At 73.9% G+C, this 15,748-nt stretch carries 1 protein-coding gene; it reads left to right on the forward strand.

Features of this window, described 5'->3' with window-relative positions; genetic code table 11:
- The first annotated feature begins 94 nt into the window (after nucleotides 1-94).
- Nucleotides 95-15,748, forward strand: a complete 15,654-nt coding sequence (locus tag AAH979_RS35075; protein WP_346262428.1) for a type I polyketide synthase — start codon at nucleotides 95-97, stop codon at nucleotides 15,746-15,748.

The raw sequence follows: 15,748 nt of genomic DNA on the forward strand, positions 1-15,748 counted from the left end.
CGGCCAGGGCCCCTACCGGACGGATGAACCGGGCGGGTCGGGGTGGACAGGCTGGGCGAATCTGCTTGGTCGCGGACAACGGAGAGAGCATCGGATGGCCGAGGACGCGAAGCTCGTCGAGTACCTCAAGCGGCTTACCGCCGATCTGCGTAAGGCCCACCGCCGGCTGCGCGAGGTCGAGGCCGAGGACCACGAGCCGATCGCCATCGTGGCCATGGGCTGCCGGTACCCGGGCGGCGTACGGTCGCCGGAGGACCTCTGGCGGCTGGTCGCCGACGGCGGCGACGCCATGTCGCCGTTCCCGGCCGACCGCGGCTGGGACCTGGCGACGCTGCGCGGTCCCGATCCGCAGCGCTACGGCACGTCGTACGCGCACGAGGGTGGCTTCATCCACGACGCGGGCGACTTCGACGCCGAGTTCTTCGACATGTCGCCACGGGAGGCCCTCGCGACCGACCCGCAGCAGCGCCTGTTCCTGGAGACGTCCTGGGAGGCGCTGGAGCGCGCCCGGATCGATCCGGTGACCTTGCGCGGCAGCCGTACCGGGGTGTTCGCCGGGGTGATGTACCACGACTACGGCTCCGGTCTGACCACGTTGCCGCCGGTCGCCGAAGGGTACCTGAGCACCGGCGTCGCCGGTAGCGTGGTGTCCGGCCGGGTCGCCTACACACTGGGACTCGAAGGACCGGCGGTCACGATCGATACCGCCTGCTCGTCATCCCTGGTCGCGATGCATCTGGCCGCCCGGTCGCTGCGGCAGCGCGAATGCGTACTGGCCCTGGTCGGCGGTGTGACCGTGATGTCGACGCCGACCACATTCGCCGAGTCGTCCCGGCTGAACGGACTCGCCCGCGACGGCCGCTGCAAGTCGTTCGCCGCGGCGGCCGACGGCACCGGGTGGGCCGAGGGCGTGGGTGTACTGGTGCTCGAGCGGCTGTCCGAGGCGCGGCGCAACGGGCACCCGGTACTGGCCGTGATGCGCGGTTCGGCGGTCAACTCCGACGGCGCGTCCAACGGCCTCACCGCCCCGAACGGCCCGTCCCAACAGCGGGTCATCCAGCAGGCACTGACCGACGCCCAACTTTCCGCCGCCGACGTCGACGCGGTCGAGGCCCACGGCACCGGTACCACCCTGGGGGATCCGATCGAGGCCCAGGCGCTGCTCGCGACGTACGGGCAGGACCGCCCGGCCGACCGCCCCCTGTGGCTCGGCTCCGTCAAGTCGAACCTGGGACACACCCAGGCGGCTGCCGGGGTCGCCGGTGTGATCAAAATGGTGCAGGCCATCCGGTATGGCGAACTCCCCGCAACCCTGCACGTCGACGCGCCGACCCCGCAGGTCGACTGGTCGGCCGGCGCGGTGTCGCTGCTGATGGAGTCCCGGCGGTGGCCGGAGACCGACCGGCCCCGGCGGGCCGGGGTGTCCTCGTTCGGCATCAGCGGCACCAACGCACACGTGATCATCGAGCAGGCACCGCCGGTCCACCCCGCCGACCCCGCCGACCCGACGGACGCGGTCGGCACGATGGTGCCGCCCGTCCTGCCGTACGTGCTGTCCGCGCGTACTCCGGCGGCGCTGCGGGCCCAGGCGGAGCGGCTGCACACACATCTCACCGAACACGCGGAGCTGGGCGGGCCGGATGTCGCCGGCTCGCTGCTCACCCGTACGGCCCTCGACAGCCGGGCCGTCGTCGTGGCCGCCGACCGCCCGGAGCTGCTGCGGGGCCTGGAAGCGCTGGCAGCGGGCGAGCCCGCCGCCGAGCCGGTACGTGACGACGTCGGCGAGGGCCGAGTCGCGTTCCTGTTCAGCGGCCAGGGCGCCCAACGGGCCGGCATGGGCGGTCACCTCTACCGGGCGTACCCGGAATTCGCCGCCGCGTGGGACGCCGCCAGCGCCGAACTCGACCAGCATCTTGACCGGCCGCTGCGGGACGTCGTGTTCGCCGCGCCGGGATCAGCCGAGGCAGCCCTGCTGGACCGTACCGAGTTCGCGCAGCCGGCGCTGTTCGCCTTGGAGATCGCGCTGTACCGGCTACTGGCGCAGCACGGCCTGCGGCCGGACCTGGTGGCCGGACACTCACTCGGGGAGATCGTCGCCGCGCACGTCGCGGGTGTCCTCTCGCTGGCGGACGCGGCGCGCCTGATCGCCGCCCGGGGCCGCCTGATGGAGGCACTGCCGGCCGGCGGCGCGATGGTCGCGCTCCAGGCGACCGAGGCCGAGGTCGAGCCGAAGCTGGCCGACCACGGCGGCGCGGTGTCCATCGCCGCCGTCAACGGGCCCGACGCGGTGACCGTCGCTGGCGCGCAGGAAGCGGTGCTCGCCCTGGCCGGGCACTTCGAGCGGCAGGGGCGCCGGGTCCGGCGGCTGCGCGTCAGCCACGCGTTCCACTCGCCGCTGATGGACCCCATGATCGACGACTTCCGCCTGGTTGCCGAGGCTCTGACCCTCCGGCCACCGGCGATTCCGATCGCCTCCGCCCTGACCGGCACGATCGCCACCGAGGCATCGCCAAACTCGGCCGAGCCGGATGCGGGCGGGCCGGGTTCGGCCGAGCACTGGGTACGCCACGTCCGCGAGCCGGTGCGCTTCCGCGACGCGGTACGGGCGCTGCGGGATGCCGGTGTCACCACGTTCGTCGAGGTGGGACCGGACGCCGTGTTGACCGGCCTGGCGTCGGACTGCTGCGAACCGCAGACCGACGACCTGCGGTTCATTCCGCTCATGCGACCGGACCAGGACGAGCCGCGCGCTCTCACCAACGCACTGGCCCGGGCCTACGCACGCGGTGTGGCGGTGGACTGGCAGGTGCTCCTGGCCGGCGCCGATCCGGTGCCGGTGGACCTGCCCACGTACGCCTTCCAAGGTCAGCGGTACTGGCTGCGCGACCCCGGGTCCCCGGCCGGTCTGGCCGCCGCCGGTCTGGCGCCGACCGACCACCCGATGCTCGGCGCGGCGATCGCGCTCGCCGACTCCGACCGGTACCTGCTCACCGGCCGCCTCGCCCTGGACGGCCACCCGTGGCTGGCCGACCACGCGCTGCGGGACACCCCGGTGCTGCCCGGTGCGGCGATCGTCGAACTGGTCATGCGCGCCGGCGACCGCGTCGGCGGTACCCGGGTCGAGGAACTGACCCTGCGCGCCCCGTTGCTGCTGCCCGAGGATCGGGCGGTCCAGGTGCAGCTTGCCCTGGACGCGCCGGACGACACCGGACGGCGCCCGGTGACGGTGCACTCCCGGACCGAGGATGCCGAACCCGACCAGCCATGGACCTGCCACGCCACCGGCGTCCTGGCCCCGCCGGAAACGGCCGCGTCCCCGGAGCCGTCCGTGTGGCCACCGGCCGACGCGCGACCAGTCGACCTCGCCGGCTTCTACGAGCGGGCGGCCGGCTCCGGTCTCGCGTACGGCCCGGCGTTCCAGTGCCTGCGAGCCGCCTGGCGGCGCGGCGACGAGGTGTTCACCGAGGTGGCACTCACCGCCGACCAGGTGGAGAACGCCAGCCGGTACGGCGTGCATCCGGCACTGCTCGACGCGGCGCTGCACGGGGCGGCTCTCCTCGGCGACGCGGCGCCGACCGGACTGCCGTTCGAGTGGCGGGGCGTATCGATGCACGCCAACGGGCCGTCGGCGCTGCGGGTACGGCTCACGCCCAGTACCGGTGGGCTGTCCCTGACGCTGACCGACCCGGCCGGGCAACCGGTCGCGACGGTGGAATCCCTCACCGTGCGCGAGATCCCGGCCGACCAGATGCCGGCGGCGCTCGGCGTCGACAGCATCTACGAGGTCGACTGGCCGGTACTGGCAACCCTCTCCGGCGCGCTGCACGGCGGGTGGGCGGCGCTCGGCCCGGTGGGCGAGGACCCGGACACGGAGCCGTCCGGCGACGTCGTGGCGTACCACGACCTGCCGGCACTGGGCGCGGCGGTCGATGCCGGGCGGGCCGTGCCGGACCACGTCCTGGCCGTCCTGCCGGACCCTGGCGCGGATCTCCGCGCCGGGGTCCGCTCGGCGACACACCACGCGCTGGAGCTGATCCAGAGCTGGCTGGCCGACGAGCGTTTCGCCGGATCCCGGCTGGTAATCGTGACCCGGTCGGCGGTGTACGCCGGTGCGGACGACGGGCCGCCGTCACCGGCACTCGCCGCGGTGTGGGGACTGGCCCGCTCCGCCCAGGCGGAGAGCCCCGACCGGGTGATCCTCGTCGACCTGGACGGCACGCCGGAGTCCGAACGGGCGATCACGGCCGCGGTCGCCACCGGCGAGCCGCAGCTCGCGATCCGCGCCGGTGTCGTCCACACGCCCCGGCTCCGACGGGTGACCGCGTCGCCCGATCCGTCCACTCTCGATCCGGCCACTGCCGATCCGGACGGCACGGTGCTGGTCACGGGCGCCAGCGGGATGCTGGGCGGCCTGGTCGCCCGCCGACTGGTGAGCCACCACGGGGTACGCCACCTGCTGCTGGCCAGTCGACGCGGAGCCGATGCCGACGGCGCCGCCGAACTCGTGGCCGCGCTGTCCGCCGAGGGCGCGACCGTGAGTGTGGTCGCCTGCGACGTCTCCGATCGCAGCGCGGTGGCCGGTCTGCTGGACCGGATTCCTCAGGCGCACCCGCTGACCATGGTCGTGCACACCGCCGGCGTACTCGACGACGGCGTGCTGTCGGCGCTCACCCCCCAACGCGTCGACGCTGTCCTCGGCGCGAAGGTGGACGGCGCGATCCACCTGCACGAGCTGACCCGGGACCACGAACTCGCGGCGTTCGTGCTGTTCTCCTCCGCCGCCGCCACGCTCGGAAGCCCCGGCCAGGGCAACTACGCGTCGGCCAACGCGTTCCTGGACGCCCTGGCGCTGCACCGTCGACGGCTCGGTCTGACGGGAACCTCGGTGGCCTGGGGACCGTGGACGGCCACCGGCGGGATGCTCGGCCAGGTTTCCCCGGCCGACCTGGTGAGGATGGGGCGGGCCGGCCTCGTCCCGTTCGACACGGAGCAGGGACTGGCGCGGTTCGACGCCGTACTGGCGCTTCCTGTGCCGGTACCGGTGCCGGTGCGGCTGGATCTGGTGCGGCTGCGCGAGATCGCCGCGAGCACCGGTGTACCGGAGATCCTCCGCCGGCTGGTCGGCACCCCCGTACGCCGGACCGCCGCCACCGACGGCGGGCGCGGCTCCCTCGCGGCGCGGCTCGTCGGACTGCCCGACACCGAGCAGCGCCGGACCGTGCTCGAGTTGGTGCGCGAGCAGGCGGCGCGGACACTCGGCCACCCGTCCGGGGACCTGATCGACGCCGACCGTGCCTTCCGGGAACTCGGGTTCGACTCGCTGACCGGCATCGAACTGCGCAACCGGCTCGGCGCCAGCACCGGTCTGCGGCTGCCGGCCACCCTCGTCTTCGACTACCCGCTGCCGGCCACGCTCGCGGACCACCTGCTCTCCCTGCTGGTCAGCGGCGACACGGCGCCGGCAACGGGCGCGCGGCGGATCCTCGCCGGGGCCGACGACCCGATCGCCATCGTCAGTGTGGCCTGCCGCTACCCGGGTGGGATCAGCTCGCCCGACGAGTTCTGGCGCGCCCTCGCCGAGGGTCGCGACAGCATCTCGCCGTTTCCCACCGACCGAGGCTGGAACGTCGAAACGCTCTACCACCCGGATCCGGACAACCCAGGCACCAGCTACACCCGCGAGGGTGGCTTCCTGCACGACGCCGCCCGGTTCGACCCGGACTTCTTCGGTATCTCGCCGCGCGAGGCCCAGGCGATGGACCCGCAGCAACGGCTGCTGCTGGAGACGTCGTGGGAGACCTTCGAGCTGGCCGGCATCGACCCGACCACGGTACGCGGCAGCCGGTGCGGCGTGTTCACGGGTGTGATGTACCACGACCACACCGTCCGGCTGCGGGACGCGCCCGAGAGCGTCGCCGCCCATCTCGGCATCGGCAGTGCGGGCAGCCTCATGTCCGGCCGGGTCGCCTACACGTTCGGGTTGGAGGGGCCGGCGATCACGGTCGACACGGCCTGCTCGTCGTCGCTCGTCGCCCTGCACTGGGCGGCCCAGGCGCTCCGCCAGGGGGAGTGCGACCTGGCGCTGGCCGGCGGGGTGACGGTGATGTCGACACCGGGAACATTTGTCGACTTCAGCCGCCAGCGCGGACTCTCCGCCGACGGCCGCTGCAAGTCCTTCGCCGCCGGTGCGGACGGCACCGGCTGGGCCGAGGGCGTGGGCATGCTGCTGGTGGAGCGGCTGTCCGACGCGCGGCGCAACGGCCACAGCGTACTCGCCGTCATCCGGGGCAGCGCGGTCAATTCCGACGGAGCGTCGAACGGGCTGACCGCACCGAACGGGCCAGCCCAACAGCGGGTCATCCGGGCGGCGCTGGACACCGCGGGACTGACCGCGGCCGACGTCGACGTGGTCGAGGCGCACGGTACCGGCACCACGCTGGGCGACCCGATCGAGGCGCAGGCGATCCTCGCGACGTACGGCCAGGACCGGCCGGCGGACCGCCCGCTGTGGCTCGGCTCGGTCAAGTCGAACATCGGTCACACCCAGGCGGCGGCCGGTGCGGCCGGAGTGATCAAGATGGTGCTGGCCCTGCGGCACGGGGAACTGCCACGGACGCTGCACCTCGACGCGCCGTCGCCGCACGTCGACTGGGACCAGGGCGCGGTGAGCCTGCTCACCGAGGCCCGGCCGTGGCCCGCGAACGGGCGGCCCCGGCGGGCCGGGATCTCGTCGTTCGGGTTCAGCGGCACGAACGCCCACATGATCATCGAGGAGGCGCCGAACGGAGTCGCCCCGGACAACCTCGCCCCGGCCGTGCCGGCCGCGTCACCGCTGGCGCCCGTACCGGTGCCGATCTCGGCCGCGTCCGGGGCCGCGCTGCGCGCGCAGGCCGACCGGCTGCGTGCCCACCTGTCGCAGCTCCCGGCGGTCGGCGCCGTGGACGCCGGCTATTCCGCTGCCACCACCCGGGCCGCGCTGCGCCAACGGGCGGTCGTCGTGGCGCACGACCGCGACGAACTGCTCGCCGGGCTGGCCGCGACCACGGCCGGCGAGCCCGCCCGATCGGTGGTACGCGGCGAGGTGACGTCCGGCCGGCTCGCGTTCCTGTTCACCGGTCAGGGATCGCAGCGCCCGAGGATGGGCCACGAGCTGTACGAGCGCTACCCGGTCTTCGCGGACGCGTTCGACGAGGTGGCCGCCGCGTTCGCCCCGCACCTCGACGTACCGCTGGAGCACGTGGTGTTCGGGCCCGACCCGGACGGACGGCTGAACCGCACCGGCTACACCCAGGTCGCGCTGTTCGCCCTCGAGGTAGCGCTGTGCCGGCTGCTGGAACGGTGGGGCGTACGGCCGGACGTGGTCATGGGCCACTCGCTCGGCGAACTGACCGCAGCGTACGTCGCCGGGCTCTGGTCACTGGAGGACGCGTGCCGGCTGGTGGCGGCACGCGGCGCACTGATGCAGGCGTTGCCGACCGGCGGCGCGATGGTCGCCGTCCGGGCCACCGAGGCGGAGATCGCGCCGCTGCTCACCGCCGCGTCCGATGCGGTGGGCGTCACGTCCGGTGCGGCGAGCATGGCGTCCGGTGCGATGGGCGTCGCATCCGGTGTGGTGGGCGTGGCGGCGGTCAACGGACCCGACTCGGTCGTCCTCTCCGGCGACGAGGAGGCCGTACTGGCGGTCGCCGCCGAGATCGCAGGGTGGGGGCGCGAGACGAAACGCCTCTCGGTCAACCACGCCTTCCACTCGAGCCGGATGGACGAGATCGCCGAGGAGTTCGGCCGGGTCTGCGACTCGGTGACCTACCACCCGCCGCGCATTCCGGTGGTGTCCAACCTGACCGGTCGGCTGGCGACCGCCGACGAGCTGTGCGGTTCCGGGTACTGGGTGCGGCACGTACGGGAGGCGGTGCTGTTCTGCGACGGCGTCCGCGAGCTGGCGGCCGACGACGTGACGACGTTCCTGGAGATCGGCCCCGACGCCGTCCTGACCACGATGGGCGAGGACTGCCTGTCCGACGCGGTGGACAGCGAACCGGCCACCGTCTTCGTCCCGGCGCTACGGGCGGGCCACCCCGAGCCCGACACCCTCGTGACCGCGCTGGCGAACCTGCACGTGCGGGGCATACCGGTCGACTGGGAGGGGACCTTCGCCGGCTCCGGTGCCCGCCGAGTGCCGCTGCCCACGTACGCGTTCGAGCGGGAACGCTACTGGGCGGAGACGCCACCCGACCGGCGTGACGCCGGAACCCTCGGTCTCGGCGGTATCGACCACCCGGTCCTGGCTGCCGTCACGGAGCTGCCGGAATCGGGCGGCCACCTGTTCACCGGCCGGATCTCGCTGGACACCCACCCGTGGCTGGCCGACCACGCCGTACTCGGCGTCGTGCTGCTGCCCGGCTCGGCGTTCGTCGACCTCGCGCTGACCGCCGGGGAGCAGGTCGGCTGCCCGGTAGTGGACGAGCTGACCGTGCACGAGCCGCTTCCGCTGTCCGGTGAGGGTCGGGTGCGGGTGCAGGTCGGCGTCGGTGCGCCGGACGGGTCCGGCCGGCGGTCGGCGACGGTGTACGCCCGGGACGCCGGCGACGAGGACGGGCAGTGGCGGCGCCACGCGACAGGTGTCCTCTCTCCGGCCGCGCTCCAGTCGGACTTCGACCTCGGCGAATGGCCTCCGGCCGGGGCGCTCGCCGTAGACCTAAACGACGCCTACGAGACGCTCGCCGACGCCGGGCTCGGCTACGGTCCGACGTTCCAGGGACTGCGGGCGGCGTGGCGCCGGGGCGACGAGATCCTCGCCGAGGTCCGGCTCCCCGACGAGTTGCACGCCGACGCAGCCCGGTACCGGGTACACCCGGCGCTGCTGGACGCGGCGCTGCACGCGCTCGGCTTGACCGGTTCCGACGCCGATGGGCGTGGCCTGCCGTTCGCGTGGAACGGTGTGGCGTTGCACGCCGCCGGCGGCGCCGACGTCCGGGTACTGCTCAAGCCGGCCGAATCGGCGGACGCGGTGACGGTGCTGCTGGCCGACGCCGCCGGTCGACCGGTCGTGGCCGTACGCGCACTCGACTTCCGCCCCGTCCCCGCCGAGCAGGTCGGCCGCTTGGGCGGTGCGGACCGCGATCCGCTGTACCTGCTGCGCTGGGTCGCGGCGCCGCAACCGCTCACGAGTCGGCCGGTACCGGCGGTGGCCGTGCTCGACGACGACCACCTCGGCATCGGTCCGGCACTCCGGTCGGCCGGTGTGGAGGTCGCCTCGTACGCCGGTCTCGGTGCCCCGGCGGACCGCCCGGTACCGGAACTCGTGGTGGCGAGCCTCCCGCCTTGCGACGCGGGTGACGGTGGGATTGCCGGCGAGGCGCGGCGAGCCGTCGCCGCCGCGCTCGCTCTGGTGCAGGACTGGCTGGCGGACGAACGGTACGCCGGTGCGCGACTCGTCCTGGCGAGCCGGGGAGCGGCGAGTGCCACCGCCGCCGACGCGACCGATCCGGCGGCTGGAACTGATCTGGCGGCTGCGGCCGTGGCGGGTCTCGTGCGGTCGGCGCAGGCCGAGCACCCGGGCCGGTTCGTCCTGCTCGACCTCGACCGGCCTGGTACCGGGGCGGACACGGACGGACCCGGTCCCGGCCTGCCCGAAGCGATCAGTGCGGCGGCCAGCGGCGACGAGCCACAACTGGCGGTCCGCGCGGGCGTCGTCATGGTGCCCCGGCTGGCCCGGATGATCCCGGACGGGCAACCGGTTGTCACCGACCTCGATCCGACGGGCACCGTGCTGGTGACCGGCGCGAGCGGGATGCTCGGCGGGCTGCTGGCCAGGCATCTGGTGGCCGAGTGTGGCGTCCGCCACCTGCTGCTGGTCAGCCGCCGGGGCCAGGCCTCCGCCGGTCTTGCCGAACTCGGGGCGGAGTTGCGCGCGGCCGGTGCGGTCGTGGCGACGGCGGCGTGCGACGTCGCCGACCGCGACGCACTGGCGGAGCTGCTGGCGTCCGTACCGGCCGAGCACCCGCTGACCGGCGTGGTGCACACGGCCGGGGTGCTCGACGACGGGCTCATCGCCGCGTTGACCCCGGCCCGACTCGACCGGGTGCTGCGGCCCAAGGTGGACGCCGCCTGGCACCTGCACGAGCTGACCGAAGGTCTGGACCTGCGCACGTTCGTACTGTTCTCCTCCTTCGTCGGAGTGCTCGGCGGAGCCGGGCAGGCCAACTACGCAGCGGCCAACGCGTTCCTGGACGCACTGGCCCGGCACCGACAGGCCACCGGTCGGCCGGCGCAATCGCTGGCCTGGGGCCTGTGGGACGGCGAGGGCGGGATGGCCGGCAGTCTCGGCGCCACCGACCGGCGCCGCATGGCCCGTGCCGGTGTCCTGCCGATACGTCCGGAACAGGGACTGCGGCTGTTCGACCTGGCCCGATCGGCCGCCGAGCCACTGGTGGTCGCGGCCCGGCTGGACACCGCAGTACTCCGGTCCCAGGCGCGTGCCGGCCTCCTGCCGGCGGTGCTCCAGAATCTCGTACCCGCCCCGCGCCGCCTGCCCGCCGCCACCACGCCCGGCTCAGACCTCACCCGGCGACTGGCCGTCCTCTCCGCGCCCGAGGGTGCCGACCTGCTGCTCGCACTGGTACGCCAGGAGGTGGCCGAGGTCCTCGGCCAGCCGTCCGCCGCAGCGGTCGGCGCGACCCGGGCGTTCAAGGATCTCGGCTTCGACTCGCTTGCCGGAGTCGAGTTGCGCAACCGGCTGCGGGCCGCGACCGGGCTGCGCTTGGCCGCCACGGTCACCTTCGACCACCCGACTCCGCAGGCCCTCGCCGACCTGCTGTACGCGGAGTTGGCGGGCCGTGCCGACGTACCGGCCGCACCGGCCGCACCGACGTCCGCCTCCCACGAGCCGATCGCGATCGTCGGCATCGGCTGCCGGTTCCCGGGCGGGGTGGACAGTCCGGAGGGGCTGTGGCAGCTCGTGACGAGCGGGATCGATGCCATCTCCGGGTTCCCCACGGACCGGGGTTGGGACCTGCGGACGCTGTACGACCCGGATCCCGAGAGGCACGGCGCCAGCTACACCGCCCAGGGCGGCTTCCTGCACGACGCGGCGCTGTTCGACGCGGCGCTGTTCGGCATCTCACCGCGTGAGGCGCTGGCGATGGACCCCCAGCAGCGGCTGTTGCTGGAGACGAGCTGGGAGGCGCTGGAGCGGGCCGGCATCGACCCGCTGTCGGTACGGGGTACCCGCACCGGCGTCTTCGCCGGCGTCATGTACCACGACTACGCGTCCTGGGCCGACGGGTTGCCGGGCGACCTGGAGGGCTACCTGACCACGGGCACGTCGGGCAGCATCGCCTCCGGGCGGGTCGCGTACGCGCTGGGCCTGGAGGGTCCGGCCCTGTCGCTCGACACGGCCTGCTCGTCGTCGCTGGTCGCCATCGACCTCGCCGCACGGGCGCTGCGCGAGGGGACCTGTGGGCTGGCCCTGGCCGGTGGGGTGACCGTGATGGCGACCCCGGCGGCATTCGTCGCGCTGTCCCGTCAACGGGCGCTGTCGCCGGACGGCCGGTGCAAGGCGTTCGCCGCGGGCGCCGACGGCACCGGCTTCGCCGAGGGCGCCGGCGTGGTACTGCTGGAACGACTGTCCGACGCCGAGCGCAACGGGCGGACGGTGCTCGCGGTCATCCGTGGGTCGGCGGTCAACCAGGACGGCGCGAGCAACGGACTGACGGCGCCGCACGGACCGTCGCAGCAGCGGGTGATCCGGCAGGCGCTCGCCGACGCCCGGCTGTCGCCGGCCGATGTCGACGCCGTCGAGGCGCACGGCACCGGTACCGCCCTCGGGGACCCCATCGAGGCGCAGGCGCTGATGGCCACCTACGGGGCGGATCGGCCCGCCGGCAATCCGCTCTGGCTGGGGTCGGTGAAGTCCAACCTGGGGCACACGCAGGCCGCGGCGGGCGTCGCCGGTGTGATCAAGATGGTGATGGCGATGCGGCACAGCGATCTGCCGCCGACGCTCCACGTGGACGAGCCGTCGCCGCACGTCGACTGGTCCGGCGGAGGCGTGCGCCTGCTCACCGAGGCGGTGCCGTGGCCGACCCGAGGCCGGCCGCGCCGGGCGGCCGTCTCGTCGTTCGGCATCAGCGGCACCAACGCCCACCTGATTCTCGAACAGGCTCCCGAGCCGTCGGCGCGCGCGGCCGAGTGGACAGCTCAGTCGTCGACCGGTTCCGCCGGGCAGGCAGCTGGCGGTCCCACCCTCGCCTGGGTGCTGTCGGCAGGCGGTGAGGACGGCCTACGCGCACAGGCCGCCCGGCTGGCGGAGCACCTGGGCGCGCATCCCGACGCGCAGGACGGTGACGTCGGGTACTCGCTCGCGACCACCAGGGCGTCACTCGACCACCGGGCGGTCGTCGTCGCCGCCGACCGGGAGACGTTCCGGACCGGGCTGGATGCGATCGCCACGGCGGCACCGGTCGCGCACGTGGTACGCGGCGTGGCCGGTGGTACCGCCAGGCCGGTGTTCGTCTTTCCCGGTCAGGGCTCCGAGTGGCCAGGCATGGGCGATGAGCTGTGGCACACGTCGGCACCGTTCCGCGAGCAGCTCGTCGCCTGTGACGAGGCGTTCGCCGCCCACGTCGACTGGTCCGTGGCGGACGTGGTACGAGGCACGGCCGGGGCGGCACCGCTGGACCGGGTGGACGTCAAGCAGCCGGCGCTGTTTTCGATCATGGTGTCGCTGGCCGCCGTCTGGCAGTCGTACGGAGTGGAGCCGGCCGCGGTCATCGGGCACAGCCAGGGCGAGATCGCCGCCGCCTACGTGGCCGGCGCGCTGTCGCTCGACGACGCCGCCCGGATCGTGGCGACCCGCAGCCGGGCCTGGAGAGAACTGGCCGGTCGGGGCGCAATGGTGGCCGTGCAGTCGCCGGTCGGGCGGGTGCGGCAGTGGTTGGAACCGTGGCGTGACGTGCTCTCCGTCGCGGCCGTCAACGGACCCGCCTCCTGCGCGGTGGCCGGCGACCCGGCCGCCTGCGACGAGTTCGTCGAGGCCTGCGTCGCCGAGGGGGTCCAGGTCCGGCGTATCCCGGGTGTCGACACGGCCGGACACACGCCACAGGTGGACGTCTTCCGTGAGCGCCTGCTCGACGAGTTGGCACCTGTGACGCCACGCCCGTCCCGGGTCCCGTTCTACTCGACGGTGACCGGCGCACTGTTCGACACCGCCGGCCTGGACGCCGACTACTGGTACCGGAACATGCGCGAGACGGTGGCGTTCGAGCCGGCGACCCGTGCCGTCCTGGCCACCACAGCCGGAGTGTTCATCGAGGTCAACCCGCATCCGGTGCTCACTGCGTCCCTTCAGCAGATCTTCGACGACACCGATGCGGGGGGCACCTCGGTGGGCACCCTGCGCCGCGACGAGGGCGGCCCGACGCGCGTGACGACGTCGCTGGCCGAGGCATGGGTTCGCGGCGTACCGGTGGACTGGCGGCGGACGTACGGCCCGACCGATCGCCGAGTCGACCTGCCGACGTACGCGTTCCAGCGCCAGCGCTACTGGCTGGACCGGCCGACCGGGGAACCGACCATTGCTGAGGACCCGGTCGAGGCGGGATTCTGGGCCGCTGTCGAGCGCGGTGACCCGGTCGAGGTGGCGGGGACGTTGGCACCCGACGGCGCCGTACCGGCGGCGGACCTGCTGAAGCCGGTGATGCCGATGCTCGCGGCGTGGCGGCGGAGTCGCCGGGACATGTCCACGGTGGACTCCTGGCGGTACCGGGTGGAGTGGAAGCCCCTGCCGGAGCCGTCCCCGGCGGTGTCGCCGGGCACCTGGCTGGTGGTGGTGCCCGACGGGAACGGACGGCAGGAGGCCGAGCCGTACCTCGACGGACTGCGCCGCCGGGGTGCCGAGGTGGAGGTGCTGGAGCTGTCCGAGGCCGGCGCCGACCACACGGCGATCCGGGAGTGGCTGCGGTACGCGGCACCGGACGGGACTCCGGTCGCGGGCGTGCTGTCCATGTTGGGGTTCGACGAATCGCCGTCGGTCGACCGGCCGACCCTCTCCCGTGCGCTCGCGCTGACCGTGACCCTGGTACAGGCGCTGGTCGGGTCGACGGTGGAGGCACCGGTCTGGGTCGCGACCCGGGCTGCGGTCAGCCTCGGCCCGGTCGACCCGCTGGCCGACCCGAACGGTTCGATGATCTGGGGCCTCGGCCGGGTCGCCGCGCTGGAGTTCCCGAAACGCTGGGGCGGGCTCGTCGACCTGCCCCGCGACCACGACGACCGCGTGGTCGCCCGGTTCGTGGCCCTGCTCGCCGGCACCGGCGGCGAGGACCAGGTCGCGATACGCGACGCCGGCCTGTACGGGCGCCGGCTGCTGCCCGCACCGTTGGCCGGCGCACGGCCCGTGGGCACCTGGCGACCACGCGGTACGGTGCTGGTCACCGGTGGCACCGGTGCGGTCGGCGGGCACGTGGCACGTTGGCTCGCCCGGGCCGGCGCGGAACACCTGGTGCTCACCAGTAGGCGTGGGGACGCGGCTGCCGGGGCCGCCGAACTGGCCGCCGAGCTGACCGAGGTCGGCGCCAGGGTCACCATCGCCGCGTGCGACGTCGCCGACCGCGGCGCCCTCGCCGACCTGCTGGCCACGGTACCGGCGGACCTCCCGCTGACCGCGGTGGTGCACGCCGCCGGCCTGGGCTGGCAGGCCGAGCTGGCCGACACCGGCCTCGACGAGTTCGCCGCCGTGATGGAGGCCAAGGTCGAGGGCGCCCGACACCTCGACGCCCTGCTCGACAGCGTCGAACTGGACGCGTTCGTGCTGTTCTCGTCCGGTGCCGCCAGTTGGGGCAGCGCCCGGCAGGGCCCCTACGCCGTGGCGAACACGTTCCTCGACGCGTTGGCCGAGGCGCGACGCGCCCGTGGTCGTACCGCCACCTCCGTCGCCTGGGGCAACTGGGGCGGCGGGGGGATGCTCGACCGGGCCACCGAGGAGACGTTCCGCCGAGGCGGCGTCCGGCTGATGGACCCCGCGCTCGCCGTACGCGCACTGCGCTGCGCAGTGGAGCACGACGAGACCACGGTCACCGTCACGGACATGGACTGGGAGCGGTTCGCCCCGGCGTTCACGATCGCCCGGCCCAGCCCGCTGATCGGGGACATCCCGGCCGTCGTCCGGGCCCTGCAGGACCCGGGTACGGAACGGTCCGGCACCGACGGGGAACAGCCCGCGCTCCAGCGGCGGCTGGCTGGCCTGACCCCCGTCGAACAGGACAGCATGCTGCTGGAGCTGGTACGCCAGAACGTCGCCGCCGTCCTCGGCCATCCCGACACGGACCGAGTCGGGCGGGTGAAGCCGTTCAAGGACATCGGGTTCGAGTCGCTGACGGCGGTCGAGCTGCGCAACCGCCTCAACGACGCCACCGGGCTGCGGTTACCGGCGACGCTGGCGTTCGACCATCCCACGCCGGCCGCGGTCGCGGCGTACCTGCGGACCGAACTGCTGACCGCTGGTGAACCGGCGATGACGTACGACGCCGAGGAGGAGCCGGTCCGGCGTGCGCTGGCGTCGATCCCACTCGAACGGCTGCGCGCGTCGGGGTTGATGGACGAGCTGCTGAAGCTGACCGGTACCACGCCGACGGCACCGGAGCAGCCGGTCGCCGACCGCAGCGGCGCGATCCAGGCGATGGACGTACAGGACCTGATCAGGATGGCGATGGTCGACAGCGACGCGCCGCCGGCACGCGAGTCGGGGAGTTGA

This window comes from Plantactinospora sp. ZYX-F-223 (assembly GCF_039649625.1).
In the GTDB taxonomy this organism is placed as follows: domain Bacteria; phylum Actinomycetota; class Actinomycetes; order Mycobacteriales; family Micromonosporaceae; genus Plantactinospora.

What these genes read in the sequence shown, in the direction of transcription:
- AAH979_RS35075 (WP_346262428.1), top strand. Translation starts at nt 95, where the DNA reads ATGGCCGAGGACGCGAAGCTCGTCGAGTACCTCAAGCGGCTTACCGCC.